The following is a 21,995-nucleotide window of genomic DNA, read 5'->3' on the forward strand; positions in this document are numbered from 1 at the left end:
CTTTTCCCGGCCTGACAGACTCTTTCGAAGCGGAACCGACACCTCTGGGAGTAGGGAGGCAGGCGGATGCGCCCGGCGTGGCTGGAAGACCTGACCTTCAAGTACAGGAGCTCCATCGCCAACCTGTTCGTGCTGCACTTCAACGTGAACGACTACGCCGGCCCCGACAACCGGCGGGTGCGGGACGTGGTGATTCAGGACTTCCTGGAGAACCCCGCCTACGCCCCGAAGGGAAAGCCCCGGCGGGTGGTCGCCATCTACAACCGGGCGGAAGGCATCACCTTCTCCCGGCCGGGGATGCGGGAGGAGTTCATCCGCATCCTGACCGGCGAGCGGGTGCGGCCGGAGGACGACATCAAGCTGCCGGTGGCCCCGGGCCAGGCGTTCGCCCTGCTCGACAAGCTCATCTACAAGGAGCCCGCGGCGGTCCTCATCGAGAACGCGGAGACCGTGCTGCCGGCGGAGGACCTGGCCCACATGGACCAGGAGGAGCTCCGGGCGCTCACCTTCGTGAAGAAGTGGGCGGGCGACGTGCGGCTCAACCGGATGGGCAGCCCGGTGGTGATGCTGGCCGGGTCCCTGGTCGAGTTGCACCCGCACCTGCGCCTGGCCTCCACCAAGATCGAACAGATCCTGGTGCCGCTGCCCGACCTGGAGGACCGGCTGAACTACATCGAGGCCATGGTGGAGAAGCGGCAGCTGAACCTGGCGGTGGACGTCCATCAGCTGGCCAACGCCACCGCCGGGCTCTCCCGGGTCCTGATCGAGGACATCGGCCTGCGGGCCGAGGCCACCGGGCAGCCCATCACCCTCGACTTCGCCCGGGACCGCAAGGAGTCGCTTATCCGGGCCGAGTTCGGCGACGTGCTGGAGATCGTCGAGCCCCGCTTCGACTTCACCGCCCTGGGCGGCCTCACTGAGGCGAAGCTCTTTGCCGCGAAGAACATCGTCGCGCCCCTGCGCACCGGCAACTACCGGCGGGTCCCGCTGGGCGTGCTGCTCACCGGTCCCTCGGGCACCGGCAAGTCCGCCTTCTTCTACGCCCTGGTGGCGGAGGCGGGCGTCAACGGGGTCAAGCTCAACTTCGGCAAGATCCTCGGGCCGTATGTGGGCCTCTCGGAGCAGAACCTGGAGAAGGCGCTGCTGGGCATCCAGTCGCTGGCGCCGTGCCTGGTGCTCATCGACGAGATCGACCAGCTGCTGCAGCGGGGGAGCGGCGGCGACTCGGGGGTGCAGCAGCGGCTCTTCGCCCGCATGCTGGACTTCATGTCCAACCCGCAGAACCGCGGCCGCATCGTCTTCGTGGCGGCGACCAACCGCCCCGACCTGATCGACCCGGCGCTGAAGCGGCCCGGCCGCTTCGACCGGAAGATCCCCTTCCTCATCCCGGGATGGGCGGAGCGGGTGGCGATCCTGCAGGCGGTGCAGCAGCGCTACGGCATGCCGGGAGAGCCCGACTGGGAGGAGGCGGCCCACCGGACCGAAGGCTACACCGGCGCCGAGCTGGAGTCGGTGGTGCTGAAGGCCTGGGAGCTGGCCGAGGACGCCGGGCGGACCGAGATCATCCAGGCGGACATCGAAGGCGCGCTGGAGCGGATCCGGCCCTCCACGGGGCAGGTGGAGTTCATGACCGACCTGGCGATCCTGGAGTGCGACGACAAGGACGTGCTCCCGTCCGAGTTCCGGGACCTGCTGGACGACCGGAAGGCTTTGGAAGAACGGGTGCAGCGGTATAAGCTGATGAACCTTCGTTAGGTGTTAAGGACTCTACTGCACAGAAGGAGGATGAGGTAGATGGGCTTCTTCGCACGTTTGGGCCGGTTGATCCGCGGCTTCTTCTCCCTCTTCATCGGCGGCCTGGAAGAGAAGAACCCGAAGGCGATGCTGGAGGATCTGAAGAACCAGCTGAACGCCGCCAAGGTCCGCTACAACACCACCACGGCGAACATCATCGCCCGGGAGAAGGTCGCGGCGGCCAAGCTGAAGTCCGCCGAGAAGGAACTGGAGGATTGCCGCCGGCTGATCCAGGAGGCGAAGCGGCAGAACGACCGCGAGCTCGCCCTGCAGCTGCTGATCCAGGAGGAGCACCTGGAGGCCGCCTACAACACGGCGCTCGAGGCGTATAACTCCATCAAGGCTGAGGCGGACCACGCGCGCCAGGAGTTCGAGAACTTCCAGGCCGAGATGTTCCAGAAAATGAGCCAGATCGAGCAGCTGAAGGTCCAGGCCGACCTGGCTGACCTGAAGAGGGAGATGAACACGCTCCGCTCCAATTTCGCCACCGAGTCCGGCGCCGGCCAGATCAACGAGGGGCTGCGGCAGGCGGAGGAGCTCATTCAGAGCAAGCTGGCCAAGGAGGAGGCCATCGCCGAGCTGGGCAAGAACTCCATCGACGCCCGCATGCGGAACCTGAAGGCCTCGGCCGCGAAGAGCCGGGCGGAGGAGAAACTGCGGGCGCTGTTCGGCGACGAGCCGGCGCAGACCGAGGAGAACGGCCGCGTGGTGAAGGAGACGACGCAGAACTAGGGCGCTGGCCCTGCGCATACAGCCGAGGGCTGCCGGGGAGACCGGCAGCCCTCGGCTGTTCGTGTTGCATGGGAAGCACCGGCGCGCGTCAGGAAGACTGGGGCCGGGCGAAAGGGGACCGGCGACGGACGGCGCTGGTCTGCACCACCTGGACCTGGCCGCTGGCGTCGGAACGGACCTCCACGTTGCGGGTGCGCGGGGCCAGCGTGCGGTTCCACCCGCCAATGCGCACCGGCGTGGGGACCAGAGATGGCCGCGGTCGGCCGTTAGCTATTGACACGGAAGCCGGAAGGACCTACAATCAACTCCAACAAAATCTGTATAAAACAGATCGGGACACTCGGAATTAGGGGGAGGGTCTGCGGTGATCGGGGTCATCCTGGCAGGGGGACTGACCGGCGTTCTGTTCGGCTTCGTGCTGCAGCGGGGGCGGTTCTGCATGACCAGCGGGTTCCGGGATCTCTACCTGACCCGCGACGCCACGCTGTTCAAGGCCTACGTGCTGTCGCTGGCCATCCAGTCGACGGGCATCTTCGCCCTGCACGCGGCGGGCATCATCCAGTTCCGCCCGGACCCGTTCCAGTGGCTGGCCGCGTCTGTCGGCGGGCTGATCTTCGGCGTCTCGCTGATCCTGGCGGGCGGCTGCGCCTCGGGGACCTACTACCGCATTGGCGAGGGGCTGGTGGGATCGCTGGTGGCTGCCGTGTTCTACGGCATCGGGGCGCTCGCCTCCCGGGGGGCCGGGGCTCTGGCGCCGCTGACCCAGCGGATCCAGGGGCCCACGGCGACCCTGAACGGCGAGACCAGTCTCTACGGCGCCCTGGGCGTGAGCCCGTGGGTGCTGGTGGCGGCGCTCTGGGTTGCCGCCCTGCTCTTCCTGGCGCGCTCCCGGCGCGCCGCCGCCCCGGCCTGGCCGGCGCCGGTGGATGCGCGCCGGTCGGCGCTGTGGCGGGCCGTGTTCGGCCGGGGCTGGCCCTGGCCGGTGACAGGCGCCGCGGTGGGGGCGGTGGCGGTCATCGCCTGGCTGACCTCGATCAGCACCGGCCGGATGGCCGGCCTGGGCATCACCGGCGCCACGGCCGGCCTGCTGCGGTTCCTGGTGGCGTCCGGCGACGTCTCGGCCCTGGACTGGAACACCTTCCTGGTGCTCGGGATCCCCGTCGGCAGTTTCATCGCCGCGAAGGCCGCAGGCGAGTTCCGGCTGCGGGCGCCCGGACCCGGCCGGCTGCTCCAGCACATGGTCGGCGGGCTGGGGATGGGCTTCGGCGCCACGCTGGCCCGGGGCTGCAATATCGGCAACGGGCTGGTGGCCGTCTCCCAGTTCTCCCTGAACGGCTGGACGGCGACGCTGTTCACCATCCTGGGCACCTGGCTGGGCGCCTACCTGTTCCTGGTCCTGCCGGCCCGCCTGGCTGAATCCCGGCGGGCCGCGGCCCCGGGCCTTGCCCACGGTGACTGAGGGAGGAGGATGCGCGCATGGTGAAGGAACTGTACCTGGATGTGCTTGGCGAGCCCTGCCCCTACCCGCTGGTGACGGCCAAGCAGAAGATCAACCAGGTGGAGCCGGGCGGCCGCCTGGTGATCGACTTCGACTGCACCCAGGCGACCGAGTCGCTGCCCCGGTGGGCCGGGGAGGCCGGGCACGCCATCGAGGAGTTCGTGAAGACCGGTCCGGCCCGGTGGCGCATCGTCATCCGCCGGAAAGGGGCGGCGCCGGAGCGGGTCCGGCCGGAGGACTACACCTGCACCATCCCCGGCGAGCGGTAGCCGGCGAGGCTCATCCGCAGCCTGCCCATGCCGCCTGCGATTTGAGGCAATTTCCCGAGAACTCGGCAGGGGGGTGCCGCCCCGGCGGCGAAAAGAGTAGCCGTGCCGAGGATCACTCGTGAAAGGGGTCGATGAGATGAGCGGGAAGAAGATCCTCATGATCGTGGGCGACTTCGTCGAGGATTACGAGGTCATGGTTCCGTTCCAGGCCCTGTAGGCGGTGGGCCACACCGTGCACGCCGTCTGCCCCGGCAAGAAGCCCGGCGACAAAGTGCGCACGGCCATCCACGACTTCGAAGGCGACCAGACCTACAGCGAGAAGCCCGGCCACAACTTTGCCCTGAACGCCGACTTTGACGAGGTGAAGCCCGAAGACTACGACGCCCTGGTGATCCCTGGCGGCCGGGCGCCGGAGTACCTGCGGCTCAACGAGCGGGTCCTCGCCATGGTGCGCCACTTCGGCGAGGCCAACAAGCCCATCGCGGCCATCTGCCACGGGGCCCAGCTGCTGGCGGCGGCCGACGTCCTGAAGGGCAAGGCCTGCTCCGCCTACTACGCCTGCGCGCCTGAGGTGAAGCTGGCGGGCGCCGAGTACGTCAACCTGGAGGTGGACCAGGCGCACACCGACGGCAACCTGGTCACCGCCCCGGCCTGGCCGGCGCACCCGGCCTGGATCGCGCAGTTCCTGAAGGTGCTGGGGACCAAGATCGAGCCGTAGCTTCCCAGTACGCCGTCAGGCCCTCCGCCCCGATGGGGGACGGAGGGCCTTCGGTTTCAGCTCCCGGCGGGCAGGTCGGAGGCGCAGTGGGCGCACTTGACGGCCCTCACCGGCACGGCCGAGAGGCAGTAGGGGCACTCCCTGGTCTTCGGGGGCTCCGGCGGGGGCGTCGGCCGCCACCGGTTCACCTGCCGGATCAGCAGGAACACCGCGAAGGCGACGATGAGGAAGTTGATGACCTGGTTGAGGAACAGGCCGTAGGCGATGATGGGGGCGCCGGCCTCGCGCGCCTCGGCCAGCGAGCCATACGAGGTCCGGCTCAGGTTGAGGTACAGGTTGGAGAAGTCTACCTTTCCGATGATGAATCCTAGCGGCGGCATGATGATGTCGTTGACCAGCGAGTTGACGATCTGGTTGAACGACGCCCCGATCACGACGCCCACAGCCAGGTCCAGCACGTTGCCCCTCAGTGCGAACCGTTTGAACTCCGTCAGCATCGGGGTTCCCTCCTTCTGGTCGGACATGTTGCCCTGGTCCAACACACCGGGCGTGCGCCCGGACAGTTCCTGCGTGCGGATTACAGGGGCACGAGTGCCGCCGGGAGCGGTTCGTCCGCCACGTGCGCCGCCACGGCGCGGGCAAACAGGTCCGGATCCTGCAGGCACCAGGTGTGGCCGGCGCCGGGCACCAGGTACGCCCGGGCGTGAGGCAGCGTGCGGGCCAGGTCGCGGGCACAGGCCCGCAGCAGGCGCAGCTCACGCCCGCCCACCAGGGCCAGCAGCGCCACGGGCGACCCGGCCAGGCGGTCCGGCAGGCGGAAGGACATGTTCTCGGCCACCACGGCCTCCAGGCCGGCGGCTGTCGCCTGCAGGGTGTCGGCGCGGAACTGCGCGAGGTACGCCGGCGGAATGCCGAGCTGCCGGGCGTTGAGGCGGATCATCCACTCCCGGCGCGCCAGGGGGAAGGTGAGGCGGAGCACGGCCCGGTAGGGGCCGATACCCGGCAGGGAGCGGGTGAGGGTCCCGGAGACGACGGCCCGGGCCACCAGGTGCGGGTGGCCGGCGATCAGGTGGAGGGCGGTCTGCCCGCCCAGCGACAGGCCGACCACATGCACCGGCCCGCCCGCCGCTTCCGCGCCGATCAGATCGGCGAGACCGGCCGCGGCGGCCGCGAACGTGAACGTCTCGTGGGCCAGCCGCCCGTGGCCGGGCAGGTCGGGCACCAGGCAGCGGTATCGGTCGCACAGGCGGCGGACGACGGGCTCCCACATCCACCCGCTGACGCCGCCGCCGTGCAGGAAGAGGATCGTCGGGGCAGACGGCGGCCCGTAGACCTGGCAGGGCAGCGACACGGCGAACACCCCCTCAGGGGGAGTTCCACGCCTGCGTCCGATTTCCCTGTCGGGCGCCTGCCCGTCCCGCCGGCCCCTGCGCTGCCGCGGAAACGGCGAGACGGCCCCGCCCGTGCGGCGGGACCGCCTGTTCACATTCTCGTGCCGAGGCGCTGCGGCACTAGAGGGCCGCGCCCACCCTGCGGCTCTGACGGGACCGGAACCACCCCCAGAAGAAGCCGGCCAGGAAGGCGGCGGCCATCAGGAGCGCCGCGGTGCGCAGGATGCTCCCGACATCGGTGTGAATCGGGTCGATGAGCAGGTCCCGGAACTGCGCCGCGGCTGGGACGGCGAGGGAGAAGTAGAGCTGCGGGTAGATGCTGGGCCGCGTGCCCGCCGTGGCGACGTACAGGAGCCAGACCGCGATCGGCGTGCCCGCACCGGCCGCGACCGCCAGGGCGCGGTTGACCTCACTCCGGAAGATCCAGAGGCCAAACCCCGCCCACAACGCCAGGAAGATCCAGGCCAGAAGCGGCAGCGCGCCGGCGAGGAGCGGGATGAACCGGTTCACCAGCAGGCCCAGGATGAACGGCAGCAGCACCAGCAGCAGTCTGGCGTTTCGCACGTACCCAGCACTCCCTTCCGCCCGGTGGAAGCCCTGCACCTGCGGCCCGCCCTGCGCGGCGGCCGGTGCAGTCCGGGCCTTCATCCAATGGACGCGCGCAGCCCGTGCAACGGTTCGACGGAAGCGAGCCCCTGGCGTCAGTCCGTCTGGGCGACCTGCCAGGCGGGGGTGTCGATGTAATCCCGGTCGTCGATGGCGCTGAAGAGGCTGGGCAGGCTGCTGTAATCGCCGGTGACCGCGCTGCCCCCGCTGACGGACTTGCTCTGGCTGCCGAAGCCGATGAGCAGGTTGGTGCCGATGGTGAACGCCGACGAGGAGTCGATTCCGTTCACCTTGATCATATGGATGTGAAACTCGATGGTCAAAGCGACCCCCCTTCTGTCACCATATGCCGCGGCCGCATAGTGTGGAGATAGCGGCGGAGCCGCAGCACCGGGGGGTGGGCAGGTTGGACCGGCTGAACATCGGGGCGGTGAAAGTGATGAATGTCTCCGGCGTGGTCTCGACGGGGATGACGTACATCCGGCGCAGCCGCACGACCGGCAAGGGCAACGTGGGCGGGAGCGCCATCACGGGCGACTACGGGGCGGCACCGCTGGGGTTCGGTGTGCTGATCGACGCCGACGGGATCGACGCGCCCTTCTGGTGGACCGGAGCCGGATGGGGTCCGGCATGATGTACGGGTATGCCCCCTTCTGGCCCGCCACGGCCCCGCTCTGCGCCGCCCCGGTGATCAACGCCTGGTGGTACGAGATCACCAACGTGAGCAGCGGCGGCGTGGTGACCACGGGCGTGCTGGACCTGGGCTTCCTCACCAGCAACAGCAAGGGCAACTCCCTGGCGGATCTCGGCGGCGACGGCACGTACAGCGCCATCTGGTACGGGGTGCTGACCGACACGGACTGGGCGGACACCCCTTACGCCACCATGGCGGGCTTCCAGGTCGGGGGGTGAGCGGTTTGGCATGGCTGCCCTGGCCGCCCGTCTGCCGCGCCGGCGCCGTCAACCTGGGATTTGTGCAGATCAGCGGGCAGAGCGGCGGTTCCGTGAACTTCGGCGTCGCGTCGGTGCGGGAAGGCGGCGGCGGAGGGGGAAGCAGCAGCCAGCTCGTCGGCATCGCCGGGGACGGCGGCCTGTCCTGGATCAACGTGGGGGTGCTGTGCACGTGCCCGGCGGAGGACGGCGCAGGCGGCGCATCCGGCCGGGATGGGCAGGGCGCCGGCAGCGCCTCACCGGGGCAGGTCCCCGGGAGGCAGGCGGCCGCAGGCACCCCGCCGGCCACCTTCCGGTTCCGGTGGGACGACCCGGGCGCGGAGGTCCGCACCGGCTCCGCGGTGAAGGGGGGACGGCATGGGCACAGACCGTCCGCGGCGCCCCGGGGATCCGGGGAAGCTGCCCGCACTGGACGAGCTGGCGGCGCAGCTCGGTAGGACCGTCCAGGTGCTGGCCCGGCTCGTGCGGGCCTTGGAGGAGATGGCCGCGCGGCCGCCCGTGCACCTGCAGGTGGAGCGGCTGGAGGTGCAGACCCTGGCGTTTCACCTGGGCGACATCGACGTGGAGCAGCTGGAGGGCCAGCTGAACATCGGGATCACGCACAGCCTCACGCTCGGCCCCGGCCCGTCCCCGGGTGCCCCGGAAGCTCCCCGCCCCCCCGAGGTCGACCCGGCCCGGCCGCTGGAGATCGACCCCGCACGGCCCAGCGAGACCGGGGGAGGACAGGACCCGCCGGAGGGTGCCCGGCCCGGGGCAGGCCCGGCCGCGCGGGGGCTGCGCAACAGCGTGGTCAGCCGGTGGCGGGCCCGGGCGGAGCAGGGTGGCGGGACCCAGGAGCCGAAGCCTCCGCCTCCGCCCCGGATCCAGATCTGGCCCCCGCCTGACCGCGAAGGGAGCGAGAGACATGAAGACGAGCAACCAGGAGCCGCCGGCTGAGCGCGCAGGGCCGCCGGTCGATCTGGTCCGCAGGGGCGACCGCCTCATCCTGCTGGCCTCCCTGCCGGGGGTGAGGCCTTCGGACCTGCGGGTCTCGATCGTGGGCGACCGGCAGCTGGTGCTGGAGGGGGAGGTGGCCTACCGGCATCCGCTTCCCCGGGAGAACCTGGCGCTCAACGAGTGTACTTACGGGCCGTTCTCCCGGACCGTGCACCTGCCGCTGCCGGTGGATGCCGGCGGCGTGGTCGTCACCCTGCAGGACGGCGTGCTGACCGTCGACATGCGCGTGCGGGCGGAGGCCGTGCGCCTGCAGTGGCAGCCGAAGGAGGCGGTTTCCGGTGAGCGACCCCGGTAAGGTCGTGCAGCGCATCGCCGAACAGCTGGAAGCCCTGGGCGACGCGTTCGGCGAGGACTTCTGGCGGGAGCTGGGCCGGGCCGGATCTCCCCGGCCGAAGGGTCAGCCGGCGGGCAGAGCCGCAAGCCGGGCCCGGGCCGCGGCCGGACCGCCGCTGGACATCTACGTGACCCCGCACGACGTGGTGGTGGAGGCCATCCTGCCCGGGCTGACCGGCCCGCACCAGGTGGCCGTCAGCCTGGCGGGCCCCACCGAGCTGCTGATCGAGGCGTTTCTCCCCGATCGCCTGCCCGATGGGCTGTACATACAGCGGGAGCGCTTCTTCGGTTACTGCGCGCGCATGGTCACGCTGCCGGCGTCCGTGCTGCCGGCGGCCGCGGCCCAGTACCGGGACGGCGTCCTGCAGCTGCGGTTTCGGCGCGCCAGCCCGGGATCCGGCGGCGAGGGCGTGGCGGTGCTCCACGTGCCGCAGTCCGGCGGCTGACGCACGTGCGGCCGCGGGGACGCGCGCCCCGCGGCCGCCGATCCGGTTGAAGCCCAAAGGATGATTGGGGTAAACTTCCCCCAGACGAATCGCCTGGGGGAGTTGGCCATGACGTCACGCACCGCACCGGAGCTCCTGGCCCTGCTGACCGCCGCCGGCGACGGGTGGGTGAGCGGCGCGGAGATCTCGCGGCAGCTCGGGGTGAGCCGCACCGCCATCTGGAAGCACATCGAGGCCCTGCGGGCGCTGGGGTATGAGGTGGAGGCCGCCCCCCGCAAAGGCTACCGGCTCGTGGCCCGGCCCGACCTGCTGACCCCGGAGGAGGTGCTGGCGGGCCTGACCACCCGCCGGCTGGGCCGGGCCGTGGAGTACCGGGAGACGGTGGGCTCCACCAATGACCTCGCCAAGGCGCTGGCCCGGCAGGGCGCCCCGGAGGGGCTGCTGGTGCTGGCCGAGGAACAGACCGCAGGCAAGGGGCGGCTGGGCCGGGCCTGGAGCACGCCCCACGGCGCGGCCATTGCGATGTCGCTGGTGCTGAGGCCCGACCTGCCGCCCCACGCGGCGCCCCGCATCACGCTGGCGGCGGCGGTGGCCGTCACCGAGGCGGTGCGGGAGGCCGCCGGCGTGGCCGCGGGGATCAAGTGGCCCAACGATGTGCAGGTGGGCGGGCGCAAGCTCTGCGGCATCCTGACGGAGATGGAGGCCGAGATGGACCGGGTGGCCTTCGTGGTGCTGGGCATCGGTCTCAACGTGACCCTGGGCCGGGCGCAGATGGATCCTGCCTTCCGGGAGACGGCCACCTCGCTCGCGCTGGAGGGCGCCCGACCGGTGCGGAGGGCCGCCCTGGTCCAGGCGATCCTGGCCCGGTTCGAGGCGGCCTACGACGCCCTGCTCGGGGGCCGGTTCGACCAGGTGCTCGACCGCTGGCGGACGTTTTCCGTCACGCTGGGGCAGCCGGTGCGCGTGCTCGGCCTGGACGGGCAGGTGTCCCTGGAGGGCGTCGCCGAAGGGGTGGACGAGGACGGCGCCCTCCTGGTGCGGGACGGCGCGGGCCGGGTGCACCGGGTGGTCTCGGGCGAGGTCTCGCTGCGGCCGGGAGGTGTGAGGGATCAGAGGCTCCAGCCCTGATCCAGGAACTCCAGGCCCGTGACCACCAGTCTTCCGTCTTCCGCGGTCCCGATCACGGCCCGGCCGGTCCAGTAGCTGCCGCCCTCGTACTGCTGCACCGACGCCAGGAACTCCACGTACCCCTGAGAATCAGGCTCACCGGGCTCGATCCGGGGGCCGTAGTCCCCTTCCACCAGGCGGCCCACCTGCACCGGAACCGGCGCGTACAGCACCCGGCCGACATCCTGCGCCATGAAGGCGGCGCGCACGGCGGGATCGGGCACGTACCGTTCGATCTGATCGTGGAGGTCATACCACCGGGCGATGAACAGCGCGGTCAGCAGATCCGCCGCGGTGGTCGGATACGGTCCGGGCGTGACCTGTTCGTCCTGCAGTACGGCCTGGTAAGGCGTGAAGGAGTCTCCCTCGGCCCGCTCGATCCGATACTGGCGCACAAAGCTGTGGCCGGCCAGACTGCCCGTGATCTCCACGGTGCCGTCTGGCTGGATCGCGTAGCCCTGGCCGAAGGCCAGATTGGTCTTCGGGTGCCAGCCCCACGGGGAGACGAACTGTTCGCCCTCCATCCAGGTGAACCACATGCGGTGCCACTGGTCGGGGCTGCCCGTCTGCACCACCAGCACCGGGTTGGGCAGGCCGGGGCCCGGGACCAGGTCCACGCGCCCCAGGACGGAGGGGGGCAGCGAACCGTTCAGGGTCATGCGGTGGTTGCCGTCGTGGTCCACGATCAGGACCTCTTCGCCGTGCCACTGCCCGAGCACGCCGATGATCCCCTCGACCTTGCCGTCGCCGTTGAGGTCCAGTTCCTGTACCGGCCGGCCGAACTCGGCCGCGGCGCGGATGCGTTCAATCTGGTACCGCTCCCCCGCCTGCCCGAGGATGATCTCCTCCTCGCCTTTCCCGCCGCCGGGCGGAACCGCAGGCGGGTGAACGGACGCCTCCCGCTCTCCTGTGTGACCCGATGCGTCCGGTCCCTGCACCGACGATGCCGGAGTCTGCTTCTCCGCTGCTGCAGGCGCAGCCGCATCGGGGGCTGCGCAGGCCGATGCGCCCAGCATGATCGCTGCCAGCCCGATGGCCAGCAGGGCCCGGTTGTGTGATGCGTCCCGTTGCATCGCGTGACCCCTCCTGCCGTGAGCGGTTGCGTACGGCACCACGCGGGCATGCCTCCGTACGCCCTCACTTGTTGGACGCTCGGCGCGGGGCGCCTTGTTTCGGCGGCGGCCCAGGCCGTTCCGGGCGCGGGGCGAGGTCGGCAGGGATCACCTTCGCGGCTGACGAAGTCCTAGTGCACCGCATGCGCAGGGAGGGAAGGGCGTGGCCTGCCAGCCGCCGGCCAACGGGTTCCGGACCTTCGTGATCCTCTGGGCCTCCCAGTCGGTCTCCGTACTGGGCACGGAGATCACTCTCTCTGCCCTGAACGTGCGGCTGGTGACGGTGGCCTACCCGCAGGCCGGGCAGCAGCCGCAGCTCGCCTGGGCCCTGGCGGCGGTGGGCATGGCGAAGGGCATCGCCAGCCTGGTGACCACGCCCTTTGCCGGCGCGCTGGCCGACCGGCTGGACCGGAGGCGGCTGATGCTCTCGCCCTGCTGGGCGGCGTGATCGTGCTGGTGTCGGGCGCCCAGTTCCTCAACCGGCATGTGATGCGGGTGGAGGACCGGGCGTACGTGGAGAGCTTCGCCGGTGGAACCCCGGGCTGAGCCGCGCGCCCGATGGCGGCTGCCGGGGGTATCGTTTAAGCTTTGATTAAGTACACGATAAGGATGGGTTGCAGTTTGCAGTATGACCTCGTGATCTCAGACCTGGACGGAACCCTGCTGCGCGACGACAAGACGATCTCCGACCGGACGAAGGCGGCCATCAAGCGCTTCGAGGCCGCCGGCGGCCGGTTCTCCTTTGCCACCGGGCGCGGGGTGCAGTCGGCGCGGCGCTACTTCCGCGACCTGGACCTGCGGACGCCCCTGGTGCTGCTCAACGGGTCGCTGCTCTACGACCCGGCCGGCGACCGTGACCTGGTCGTCCACCCCCTCGATCCGGGCGCGGTGGCGGCCGTGTGGCCGCTGCTGGAGGCGGCGGGGCTTCACATCATCGTCCACGGGACGCGCCGGGCGGCTGTGCGGGAGATGAACCCCACCATCGATGAGCACCTGAGGCTGGACGGCATCACCGTGGACGTGCAGCCCGACCTCTCGCCGGCCACCTGCGGCGATATCGTCAAGATCCTGACCATCGGCGAGCCGGAGCAGTTGGACCGGGCGGAGGAAGCGATCGTGGCCGCGAACCTGCCGGTGAAGCTGGTCCGGTCATTCCACCTGTACCTGGAGGTGCTGCCGCCCACCGGGGGCAAGGGGGCGGGGCTGCAGGCGCTGCTGGCGCACCTGGGCATCGGCCGGGAGCGGTGCCTGGCCATCGGCGACTACCTGAACGACCTCGATCTGCTGGCCGCGGCCGGCCTGGGCGTGGCCGTGGAGAACGCGCACCCCGGCCTGCGGGCTGTCGCCCGGAGAGAGACCCTGTCCAACATGGAGGACGGGGTCGCCGCCGTACTGGACGCGCTGGTGGAGGGCCGGGAGATCGGCACGCCGATCGAGGGGTGAACGATTGCGTCCGCCCTCAGGATATGTTAACCTAGACTCCGATATAGGTTGACATATTGGAGGGTGACGCGCCATGCGTGCGACACGACTGCGGAATCTGGTCCTGGCCGCGATGATGGCGGCGCTCCTCGGGGCCGTCGCGCCGCTCCGGCTGTTCCTGCCCGGCGTCTCCGCCGTGCCGGTGACGCTGCAGGTGCTGGTGGTGCTGCTGACCGGCGGCCTCCTCCGTCCGGCCTGGGCGGCCGCGGCGATGGGGCTGTATCTGCTGCTGGGGGCTGCGGGGCTGCCCGTGTTCGCCGGGGGCAACGCCGGGCTGCAGGTGCTGGCGGGGCCGACTGCCGGCTACCTGTGGAGCTATCCGCTGGCCGCGGCGGTGGTGGGGGCCCTGGCGCCTGCGGCGCGGGTGTCGGGTGCGCCGGGCGGGCCGGTTCGCGGGAACGGTCTGGTGCGGACGGCGGGCGCCATGCTGGCCGGCCTGGCGGTGATCTACGCAGGCGGGGCCGGCTGGGCGTGGCTGGTCGGCGGCCAGGGGCTGGCGGCGGTGATGACCGGCTGGGTGCTGCCCTTCGTGCCCTTCGACCTGGCGAAAGCGGCCGCGGCCGCGCTGGTTGCCGTGGCGGTGCGGCGGGCCCTGGCCCGGACGGGGCTGCTCACGGCGCTCGGCCCCCACCGGTAACGCCCCGGGGCCGGTTGCAGCCGCCCGGGCCGCGCTCCCCGCCGCGGGCGCAGACTCCGTGTGGGCGGAGCGGGGGGCGAGCCGGGCGCCGACGGCGGGATAACCGGCCTCCGCGGGGTCCTCACGGCCGGGGAGGAGGGGATCTGGGGCTTCCCACTTCTCCACGGCCCGGCCAGGTGCTAGACTGGGGGTGTCCCATCGGTTACGTCACCTGGGGGGACCTGCGTGAGACTGCCTGCCCGGCTCCGTGCCCTCTTCGGCGCCTACCCCCGCATGCTCTGGTTCCTGTCCTTCGGCAGCTTTCTCAATCACACGGGGACGTCCTTCATCTGGCCCCTGACCACCATCTACATCCACGAGCACCTGGGCCGGTCGATGACGGTCGCCGGGACGGTGCTGCTCGTGCACTCCGCCGGCGCCATGCTGGGCCAGCTCGCGGGCGGGTGGCTCTACGACCGGATCGGGCCCCGCCTTCCCATGCTGGGCGGCCTGCTGACCACGGTCGTCGTCACGGCCATGCTGGCGCTGACCTCCTCGTGGCCCGTGTACGTGGCGTGCATGGTGGTCTACGGTTTTGCGGTCTCGCTGCCGCTCTCGGCGGTCAATGCGATGCTGGCCCGGGTCTGGCCCGGCCACGGGCGGCGGGCGTTCAACTTCAACTACGTGGCCGCCAACATCGGGGTGGCGGCCGGCACCGCGCTGGGCGGCGTGCTCGCAGACCGCTCCTTTGTCCTGGCCTTCGGCGGCGCGTCCGTCCTGTTCCTGCTCTACGCGGCGTTCGCCGCGGCCTTCATCCGGGAGGAGCGGCTGCCAGCCGGGGAGGCGCGGGAAGCGGACGGCGGGCCGGCCGGCGTGGCGGATCCGGAGCCGCGGGTGCCGTGGACCCCCATCTGGGCGCTGTTCGTCGCCTACGTCTGCCTCTGGATCGTCTACACCCAGTGGCAGACCGGAAACTCGGTCCGCACGCAGGCACTCGGGTTCGACATCTCGGCCTTCTCGGTGCTCTGGACGCTGAACGGGGCGCTCATCTTCGCCGGCCAGCCGCTCGTGAGCGCCGTGGTGCGGCGGCTGCGGCAGCCCCTCGCCCAGATGCTGCTCGGCGTCGTGCTCTACGCCCTGGCGTTCGGCGTGCTGCTCACCTCCGACCGCTACGCCGTCTTCGTCGCCTCGATGGTGCTGCTCACCTTGGGCGAGATGCTGCTCTGGCCGGTCATCCCCGCCACCGTCGCCCGCCTCTCGCCCCCCGCCCTGCGGGGCAGGCTCCAGGGGCTCATCCTCTCCGGCGCGACGGCCGGGCGCATGCTCGGTCCTCTGCTGGGCGGGATGCTCTACGACGCCGCCGGGTACGCCACGCAGATCTCCGTGATGACCTCCGGCCTCGTGGTGCCCATGCTCGCCATCCTGGTGTACGAGCGCGCCCGGCGGGTGCCGGAGATCCGGATGGAGGAGGACGATCTGTAGGAAAACGGGTCTTGACAGCCGGCCGCCGCCCGTGCTAATGTCTCTGTCAAACCAGATCGTCTTGGCGGCGATGAACGGGGAGAGTACCCAGACCGATCCGTCTCAGCGAGCCGGCGGCGGTGCGAGGTCCGGTACGGAGGAGTCTGGCGAATGGTCCCGGGAGCCTGTCGGCCGAACGTGCGCCGGGCGGCGCATCAGTAGGCGGGCCGGTGGCTTCCGCCGTTACCGGGTAGAGGGTATGATGGTACCTGCGTAAAGAGCGCGCCTGCTTTGCAGGCGAACTGGGGTGGCACCGCGTAGGCCCGTTTATTCCGGCCTTCGTCCCTATGGAGGGACGAAGGCCGTTTTGCATTGGCAACCGTCAACCCGAGGAGCGTGAGCGCAATGTACCACCCCAGCCTGGGGACCTACCTGAGCCTGGCCAGGGAGTACGACCTGATCCCCGTCCACCGGGAGGTCCTGGCTGACCTGGAGACGCCGATCTCGGTCTTCATGAAGCTCTGCCTGGACGAGCCGTGCGCCTTCCTGTTCGAATCCGTGGAGGGCGGCGAGAAGGTGGCCCGCTACTCCTTCCTCGGCTGCCGGCCGCTCCTCACCCTGGCCCACAAGGCGGGCGTGAGCCGGCTGCTCCGGGGCGAGGAGGCCGCGGAGTACCGCACGGTGGGCATGGTGACCGAGGGGGAGCGGGGCGAGCGGATGGAGGGCGACCCGCTGGGCCACCTGCGGCAGGTGCTGCGCCGCTACGCCGTCTACCAGCCGCCGGGGCTGCCCCGGTTTGCGGGCGGGATGGTGGGCTACGTGGCCTACGACGCCGTGCGGGCGTACGAGCGGCTGCCGGACGGGCCGCCGGACGAGCTGCACCTGCCCGATTCGCTCTTCATGGCGCCGGAGCTGGTGGTGGTGTTCGACCACCTGAAGCACAGGCTGCTGCTGATCGCCAACACCATGCCGGGCGGCGAGCCCGAGGTGGCCTACCGGCGGGCCCAGGCCCTCCTGGACCGGGCGGTGGAGCGGCTGCGGGGGCCGGTGCCCCTTCCGCCGGGGCTCCCGTGGACCCGGCCCCGCCCCCTGGAGGTGCGGGCCTGCCAGACGCCGGAGGACTTCACGGCGGCGGTCGAGCGGGCCAAGGCCTACATCCGGGCGGGCGACGCGTTCCAGGTGGTGCTCTCGCAGCGGTGGGAGACCCGGGTGCGCAGCCGTCCGCTGGACATCTACCGGGCGCTCCGGATGCTCAATCCGAGCCCCTACATGTTCTACCTGAGCTTCGGCGACCTGAAGGTGATCGGCGCCTCGCCGGAGCTGCTGGTGCGGGTGGAGGACGGCGTGGCCACCACCCGGCCGCTGGCGGGGACCCGGCCCCGGGGCGCCACCGAGGAGGAGGACCGGCGGCTGGAGGCCGAGCTGCTCGCCGACGAGAAGGAGCGGGCCGAGCACGTGATGCTGGTCGACCTGGGCCGCAACGACCTGGGCCGGGTCTGCAACTACGGGACGGTGCAGGTGCATCAGCTCATGCACGTGGAGCGGTACTCGCACGTGATGCACATCGTCAGCGACATCCGGGGCGAGGTGGCCGAGGAGAAGGATGCCTGCGACGTGCTGACCGCCTGTTTCCCGGCCGGAACCCTCACCGGGGCGCCGAAGGTGCGGGCGATGGAGATCATCGACGAGCTGGAGCCCGTGCGCCGGGGGATCTACGGTGGGGCGGTGGGGTACTTCTCCTGGAGCGGCGCCATGGACACCTGCATCGCCATCCGGACCCTGGTGATGAAGGGCGACCGTGTGTTCATCCAGGCGGGAGCCGGCATCGTGGCCGACTCGGACCCGGAGGCGGAGCTCACCGAGTCCCGCAACAAGGCCCGGGCCCTGATCCGGGCGCTGGAACTGGCAGAGGAGGGGCTCTGATGATCGTCGTGATCGACAACTACGACTCCTTCACGTACAACCTGGTCCAGTACCTGGGGGAGCTGGGGGCGGCCCAGGCGGTGGTCCGGAATGACCAGATCTCCGTGGATCAGGTGGCCGCCATGCAGCCGTATGCGGTGGTCATCGGCCCCGGGCCCTGCACCCCCGGCGAGGCCGGCATCTCGCTGGAGCTGATCCGGAGGCTGGGAGCGACCACCCCGATCCTCGGGGTCTGCCTGGGCCACCAGGCCATCGGCCAGGCTTACGGCGGGCGGGTGGTGCAGGCGCCGTCCCTGATGCACGGCAAGACCAGCCGGGTGCTCCACACCGGCCAGGGGATCTTCGCCGGGCTGCCCAACCCGTTCACGGCGGGCCGGTACCACTCGCTGGTGGTCGACCGGGCGAGCCTCCCGGATGAGCTGCTCGTCACGGCCGAGACCGAGGACGGCCTGGTGATGGCGGTGCAGCACCGGGTGCACCCGGTCTACGGGGTGCAGTTCCACCCGGAGTCGATCCTGACCGAGTGCGGCCGGCAGCTGCTGCAGAACTTCCTCCGGCTGGTGCAGCCGGCGGCGGCGTGAGAAGGGAGGGCGGAAGGCATGGAGATGGACATGAAAGCCCTGCTCAGGCAGGTGGCCGAGGGCAAGGATCTCACCGAAGCCCAGGCGGAGGCGGCCATGACCCTGATGATGACCGGCGAGGCCACCCCGGCCCAGGTGGCGGCCTTCCTGATGGCCCTCCGGATCAAGGGCGAGACGGTGGAGGAGATCACCGGGGCGGCCCGGGTGATGCGGGAGCGGGCGACCCGGATCCACCACAGCCGGCCGCTCGTGGTGGACACGTGCGGCACCGGCGGCGACGGCTCCCACACGTTCAACATCTCCACCACCGCCGCCTTCGTGGTGGCGGGGGCGGGGGTGGCGGTGGCCAAGCACGGCAACCGGGCGGCCACGTCGCTTACCGGCTCCGCGGACGTGCTGGAGGCGCTGGGCGTGAACCTGGACCTGACCCCGGCCCAGGTCGGCCGGTGCATCGACGAGGTGGGCATCGGCTTCCTCTACGCCCCGGCGCTGCACACCAGCATGAAGCACGTGGCGCCGGTGCGCCGGGAGATCGGGCTCCGCAACATCTTCAACCTGCTGGGGCCGCTGACCAACCCGGCGATGGCCCAGGCGCAGCTCATGGGGGTCTACGACCCGAACCTCACCGAGCCGCTGGCCCGGGTGCTGGGAAACCTGGGCGTCAGGCACGCCCTGGTGGTGCACGGCACCGACGGCGTGGACGAGATCTCGATCTCGGCCCCGACGGTGGTCTCGGAGATGCGGGATGGCTTCGTGCACACCTACCGGGTGGTGCCGGAGGACGTGGGGCTCAGCCGGGCGCCCCGGGAGTACATCCGGGGCGGCACCAGGGAGGAGAACGCCCGCATCACCGAGGCGGTGCTCGGCGGCGAGCCGGGGCCCCGGCGGGACGTGGTGCTGCTCAACGCCGCCGCCGCCCTGCTGGCCGCCGACCGGGTGCGGACCCTCCGGGAGGGGGTCGAGCTGGCGGCGCAGTCCATCGACTCGGGGGAGGCGGGCCGGGTGCTGGAGCGCCTGCGGGCGTTCACGCACCGGCTCAGGGCGGAGTCGGCGTAGCCACCAGCCGGATCAGCGTCACCTCCGGCGGGCAGAACAGCCGGACGGGGATGTGGGCGGTGCCCACGCCGCGGGTGGTGTAGACCTGGCAGTGGGGCGCCTGGTAGAGCCCGGTGTGGTACTTCCGCCCTCCCGGGGGCAGGAGCAGCGGGCCGACCAGGGGCAGGCGGACCTGGCCGCCGTGGCTGTGGCCGCTGATCATCAGCGCTACCCGGTGCTCAGGGCGGACCAGGGTGTCGGCGTAGTCGGGCTCGTGGCAGAGCAGGATGCGGACGGCCCCGGGCGGGGCGCCGGCCATCGCCCGGCCCACGTCGGGCCGGCCCAGGCGGGGTTCGTCGACACCGGCCAACCACAGGCCGTCGGCGGCGAGGACCCCCTGGTTCTCCAGCAGCCGCACGTTGGTGAGCGCCTGCCGGATCTGCGGGCTGTAGTAGTCCCAGTTGCCCAGGACGGCCAGCGCCCCCCGCACCGGCTCCAGGGACCAGTTGGCCGCCGCGACGTGCTCGTGGCCGCCGATGAAGTCGCCCACCGCCACGACCAGGTCGGGCCTTCGCTGGGCCAGCTCTTCGGCCACGTGCCGCACCCAGTCCGCCGGCGTCGTCGGCCCCACGTGCAGGTCGCTGAGCACGCCGATGGTGTATCCCTCCAGGTGGCCGGGCAGGCCCGGGATGGAGATGGTGCGCTCCTCGAACCGAACCCGCCGGGTCTCGACGAACCGGCTCCAGCCGGCGAGCCCCAGGGCCAGGCCGACGAAGGCGAACGCGGCCCGGAGCAGGAAGTGTCGGCGCTTCAACGAAGGATTCCCTCCTCCGGAACTCGTTGTTGAGGGAATACTAGGCATTTGACGCAACGAGTGGCATCGGAGTTGTCGGTGACAGGCAAGTCGCTTGGGAAGATTACGAGCGGATGTACAAAGGAGTGGTCGTCGACATGAGCACCAAGCCGATCAGGACCGTCTTCTCGGGCATGCAGCCCACCAGCGGCGTGACCCTGGGCAACTACCTGGGGGCCATGCGCAACTTCGTGAAGCTGCAGCACGAGGCCCAGTGCTTCTTCTGCGTGGTCGACCTGCACGCGCTGACCATCCCCAAGGATCCGGCCGAGCTGCGCAGGAACACCCTGGACATGGCCCGGCTTTATGTGGCGGCCGGCATCGACCCGGACGTGGCCACGATCTTCGTCCAGTCCCACGTCTCCGCCCACGCGGAGATGGGCTGGCTGATGGAGGTGAGCTGCTACTACGGCGAGCTGCAGCGCATGACGCAGTTCAAGGACAAGGCGGCCAAGGCCGAGGTGGTCACGGCCGGGCTGTTCACCTACCCCGCCCTGATGGCCGCGGACATCCTGCTGTACGACACGACCCACGTGCCCGTGGGCGACGACCAGAAGCAGCACCTGGAGCTGGCCCGGGACATCGCCGTGCGGCTGAACAACCGGTTCGGCCGGGAGATCGTGGTCGTCCCCGAGCCCTACATCCCGCCCCGGGAGGCGGGGGGGCGCATCATGTCGCTGCAGAACCCCACGCAGAAGATGTCCAAGTCGGACCCCGACGAGTCCGCGACGATCCACATGCTGGACACGCCGGACGTGATCCGGAAGAAGATCAAGCGGGCCGTCACTGATTCGGAGAGCGAGGTGCGCTACGACCCGGAGAAGAAGCCCGGCGTCTCGAACCTGATGGTCATCCTCTCGCTCTGCACCGGGATGTCGCTGGATGAGATCGCCGGCCGCTACACGGGCTACGGCCAGTTCAAGAAGGACGTGGCCGAGGCGGTGGTGGCGACCCTGGAGCCGATCCAGAAGCGGTACCAGGAACTGTGCGAGCCGGGCGTGATCGAGGAGATCCTGGAGAAGGGCGCCCAGAAGGCGGAGGCTGTGGCCACCCCGGTGCTGCGCCGGCTGCAGGACGCCCTGGGGCTGCTCCCCCGGAAGCGGCCATGATCCTGGCGCAGATCCTGGCCGCCAAGGAGGCGGAGGTGGCGGCGGCCCGGCTCGCCCGGCCCCTGGGCGAGGTCATTGCCGCCGCCCGCCAGGCGCCGCCCCCGAGGGGGTTCCGCCGTGCGCTGCTCGGCCGGCCCGCAGGGCAACCGGGGGCGACCGGAATGCCGGGGCCGTCGGCTCAGGGCACGGAGGGCCCCGCAGGCGTACCTGAGGTCCGGGTGATCGCCGAGGTGAAGAAGGCCAGCCCGTCCCGGGGGCTCATCCGGCCGGACTTCGACCCCGTGTCCATCGCCCGGGCCTACGCCGAGGGCGGCGCCGCCAGCCTCTCGGTGCTCACCGACGAGCGCTGGTTCCAGGGGTCGCTCGGGTACCTCACGGCGATCCGGCAGGCGGTGGACCTGCCGCTGCTGCGCAAGGAGTTCATCATCGACGAGTACCAGGTCTACGAGGCCCGGGCGGCGGGGGCGGACGCGATCCTGCTGATCGTGGCGGCGTTTCACGGGGAGTGTGCGGGCCGCCGCACGCCCGGGGACCTGAACCGGCTCGCCGCCCTGGCGGCGGAGCTGGGCATGGACGTCCTGATGGAGGTCCACACCGCCGAGGAGCTGGCGCTGGCGGTGGAATCCGGGTCCCCCGTGATCGGCATCAACAACCGGGACCTGCGCACGTTCCACACCACGCTGGAGGTGACGGAGCGGCTGGCCCCGCTGGTGCCGCCCGACCGGCTGTTGGTGAGCGAATCGGGCATCTGGACCCACGACGACCTGCGCCGGGTCGGGGCAGCCGGCGCCCGGGCGGTGCTGGTGGGCGAGTCGCTGATGCGCCAGCCCGACGTGGCTGCCGCCCTCCGGGCCCTGCGGGGGGCCGCCTGACAAGGCCCTTCTGCCTGACCCGCCGGGGTAACCAGAGAACCGAATCAGGA

The 21,995-nt window shown here is 70.9% G+C and carries 26 protein-coding genes and 1 pseudogene; 21 read left to right on the top strand and 6 right to left on the bottom strand.

Annotated features, from left to right (window positions below):
- The first annotated feature begins 66 nt into the window (after window positions 1-66).
- The 5 genes and pseudogenes from ACZ5UM_RS11880 to ACZ5UM_RS11900 all read left to right on the top strand — a co-directional run bounded on the left by ACZ5UM_RS11880 (window position 67) and on the right by ACZ5UM_RS11900 (window position 5,011).
- A complete protein-coding gene (locus ACZ5UM_RS11880) occupies window positions 67-1,755 on the top strand; it encodes an ATP-binding protein (protein WP_464844362.1) in 1,689 nt (562 codons plus the stop codon).
- Between the two features lie 39 nt (window positions 1,756-1,794).
- Entirely contained in the window at window positions 1,795-2,526 is a 732-nt protein-coding gene (locus ACZ5UM_RS11885; RefSeq protein WP_464844363.1) for a PspA/IM30 family protein, read from the top strand.
- Window positions 2,527-2,890: 364 nt separating this feature from the next.
- Window positions 2,891-3,985, top strand: a complete 1,095-nt coding sequence (locus ACZ5UM_RS11890; RefSeq protein WP_464844365.1) for a YeeE/YedE family protein — start codon at window positions 2,891-2,893, stop codon at window positions 3,983-3,985.
- A 17-nt stretch (window positions 3,986-4,002) separates the two neighbouring features.
- On the top strand, window positions 4,003-4,293 hold the full coding sequence (locus ACZ5UM_RS11895) for a sulfurtransferase TusA family protein (RefSeq protein WP_464844367.1): 291 nt from the start codon (window positions 4,003-4,005) through the stop codon (window positions 4,291-4,293).
- A gap of 136 nt (window positions 4,294-4,429) precedes the next feature.
- A pseudogene (locus ACZ5UM_RS11900) lies at window positions 4,430-5,011 on the top strand (DJ-1/PfpI family protein).
- Window positions 5,012-5,067: 56 nt separating this feature from the next.
- Here the strand turns inward: ACZ5UM_RS11900 and mscL are convergent.
- The 4 genes from mscL to ACZ5UM_RS11920 form a co-directional block, all read right to left on the bottom strand.
- The gene (gene mscL, locus ACZ5UM_RS11905; RefSeq protein WP_464844369.1) at window positions 5,068-5,508 is read right to left on the bottom strand and encodes a large conductance mechanosensitive channel protein MscL; all 441 of its coding nucleotides are present in this window, start codon (window positions 5,506-5,508) and stop codon (window positions 5,068-5,070) included.
- 80 nt (window positions 5,509-5,588) lie between these two features.
- Complete coding sequence (locus ACZ5UM_RS11910; RefSeq protein WP_464844370.1) at window positions 5,589-6,362, bottom strand: alpha/beta fold hydrolase; 774 nt, start codon at window positions 6,360-6,362, stop codon at window positions 5,589-5,591.
- Between the two features lie 160 nt (window positions 6,363-6,522).
- Window positions 6,523-6,966: a hypothetical protein gene (locus ACZ5UM_RS11915; protein ID WP_464844372.1), complete on the bottom strand. Its 444-nt coding sequence runs from the start codon at window positions 6,964-6,966 to the stop codon at window positions 6,523-6,525.
- 137 nt (window positions 6,967-7,103) lie between these two features.
- Entirely contained in the window at window positions 7,104-7,331 is a 228-nt protein-coding gene (locus ACZ5UM_RS11920) for a spore germination protein (RefSeq protein ID WP_464844373.1), read from the bottom strand.
- 83 nt (window positions 7,332-7,414) lie between these two features.
- Between ACZ5UM_RS11920 and ACZ5UM_RS11925 the strand changes: the two genes are divergently transcribed.
- From ACZ5UM_RS11925 to ACZ5UM_RS11955, 7 genes are all read left to right on the top strand, one after another.
- A complete protein-coding gene (locus ACZ5UM_RS11925; protein WP_464844374.1) occupies window positions 7,415-7,642 on the top strand; it encodes a hypothetical protein in 228 nt (75 codons plus the stop codon).
- Window positions 7,639-7,920 carry a hypothetical protein gene (locus ACZ5UM_RS11930; protein ID WP_464844376.1) on the top strand — a complete coding sequence of 94 codons (282 nt, stop codon included), beginning with the start codon at window positions 7,639-7,641 and terminating at the stop codon, window positions 7,918-7,920. The genes ACZ5UM_RS11925 and ACZ5UM_RS11930 overlap by 4 nt, the downstream gene beginning before the upstream one ends.
- 5 nt (window positions 7,921-7,925) lie before the next feature.
- Entirely contained in the window at window positions 7,926-8,396 is a 471-nt protein-coding gene (locus ACZ5UM_RS11935) for a hypothetical protein (RefSeq protein WP_464844377.1), read from the top strand.
- Window positions 8,317-8,895: a hypothetical protein gene (locus ACZ5UM_RS11940; protein ID WP_464844379.1), complete on the top strand. Its 579-nt coding sequence runs from the start codon at window positions 8,317-8,319 to the stop codon at window positions 8,893-8,895. The genes ACZ5UM_RS11935 and ACZ5UM_RS11940 overlap by 80 nt, the downstream gene beginning before the upstream one ends.
- A complete protein-coding gene (locus ACZ5UM_RS11945) occupies window positions 8,864-9,250 on the top strand; it encodes an Hsp20/alpha crystallin family protein (protein ID WP_464844380.1) in 387 nt (128 codons plus the stop codon). Before ACZ5UM_RS11940 ends, ACZ5UM_RS11945 begins: the two co-directional genes overlap by 32 nt.
- Window positions 9,234-9,734 carry an Hsp20/alpha crystallin family protein gene (locus tag ACZ5UM_RS11950; protein WP_464844382.1) on the top strand — a complete coding sequence of 167 codons (501 nt, stop codon included), beginning with the start codon at window positions 9,234-9,236 and terminating at the stop codon, window positions 9,732-9,734. Before ACZ5UM_RS11945 ends, ACZ5UM_RS11950 begins: the two co-directional genes overlap by 17 nt.
- Before the next feature lie 108 nt (window positions 9,735-9,842).
- Window positions 9,843-10,862 carry a biotin--[acetyl-CoA-carboxylase] ligase gene (locus ACZ5UM_RS11955; protein ID WP_464844384.1) on the top strand — a complete coding sequence of 340 codons (1,020 nt, stop codon included), beginning with the start codon at window positions 9,843-9,845 and terminating at the stop codon, window positions 10,860-10,862.
- Here ACZ5UM_RS11955 and ACZ5UM_RS11960 read toward each other — a convergent pair.
- Window positions 10,844-11,974, bottom strand: coding sequence for a hypothetical protein (locus tag ACZ5UM_RS11960; RefSeq protein ID WP_464844385.1), 1,131 nt, complete (start codon window positions 11,972-11,974; stop codon window positions 10,844-10,846). The genes ACZ5UM_RS11955 and ACZ5UM_RS11960 overlap by 19 nt on opposite strands.
- Window positions 11,975-12,176: 202 nt before the next feature.
- On the opposite strand from ACZ5UM_RS11960, the gene ACZ5UM_RS11965 reads away from it, so the two are divergent.
- From ACZ5UM_RS11965 to trpD, 7 genes are all read left to right on the top strand, one after another.
- Entirely contained in the window at window positions 12,177-12,461 is a 285-nt protein-coding gene (locus ACZ5UM_RS11965) for a hypothetical protein (RefSeq protein ID WP_464844387.1), read from the top strand.
- A gap of 173 nt (window positions 12,462-12,634) precedes the next feature.
- Window positions 12,635-13,456, top strand: coding sequence for a Cof-type HAD-IIB family hydrolase (locus tag ACZ5UM_RS11970; RefSeq protein WP_464844388.1), 822 nt, complete (start codon window positions 12,635-12,637; stop codon window positions 13,454-13,456).
- A gap of 73 nt (window positions 13,457-13,529) precedes the next feature.
- Window positions 13,530-14,132: a biotin transporter BioY gene (locus ACZ5UM_RS11975; RefSeq protein WP_464844390.1), complete on the top strand. Its 603-nt coding sequence runs from the start codon at window positions 13,530-13,532 to the stop codon at window positions 14,130-14,132.
- 225 nt (window positions 14,133-14,357) lie between these two features.
- Complete coding sequence (locus ACZ5UM_RS11980) at window positions 14,358-15,593, top strand: MDR family MFS transporter (protein ID WP_464844392.1); 1,236 nt, start codon at window positions 14,358-14,360, stop codon at window positions 15,591-15,593.
- A 384-nt stretch (window positions 15,594-15,977) separates the two neighbouring features.
- Entirely contained in the window at window positions 15,978-17,495 is a 1,518-nt protein-coding gene (gene trpE / locus ACZ5UM_RS11985; protein ID WP_464844394.1) for an anthranilate synthase component I, read from the top strand.
- Window positions 17,495-18,076, top strand: a complete 582-nt coding sequence (locus ACZ5UM_RS11990; protein ID WP_464844396.1) for an anthranilate synthase component II — start codon at window positions 17,495-17,497, stop codon at window positions 18,074-18,076. The genes trpE and ACZ5UM_RS11990 overlap by 1 nt, the downstream gene beginning before the upstream one ends.
- Before the next feature lie 30 nt (window positions 18,077-18,106).
- Window positions 18,107-19,132, top strand: a complete 1,026-nt coding sequence (trpD, locus tag ACZ5UM_RS11995; RefSeq protein ID WP_464848366.1) for an anthranilate phosphoribosyltransferase — start codon at window positions 18,107-18,109, stop codon at window positions 19,130-19,132.
- Here the strand turns inward: trpD and ACZ5UM_RS12000 are convergent.
- Window positions 19,113-19,925, bottom strand: a complete 813-nt coding sequence (locus ACZ5UM_RS12000; RefSeq protein ID WP_464844398.1) for a metallophosphoesterase — start codon at window positions 19,923-19,925, stop codon at window positions 19,113-19,115. The genes trpD and ACZ5UM_RS12000 overlap by 20 nt on opposite strands.
- 137 nt (window positions 19,926-20,062) lie before the next feature.
- On the opposite strand from ACZ5UM_RS12000, the gene trpS reads away from it, so the two are divergent.
- Entirely contained in the window at window positions 20,063-21,073 is a 1,011-nt protein-coding gene (trpS, locus tag ACZ5UM_RS12005; protein ID WP_464844399.1) for a tryptophan--tRNA ligase, read from the top strand.
- On the top strand, window positions 21,070-21,945 hold the full coding sequence (gene trpC, locus ACZ5UM_RS12010) for an indole-3-glycerol phosphate synthase TrpC (protein WP_464844400.1): 876 nt from the start codon (window positions 21,070-21,072) through the stop codon (window positions 21,943-21,945). The genes trpS and trpC overlap by 4 nt, the downstream gene beginning before the upstream one ends.
- Window positions 21,946-21,995 lie beyond the last annotated feature (50 nt).

It is taken from the genome of Symbiobacterium ostreiconchae, from assembly GCF_055396975.1.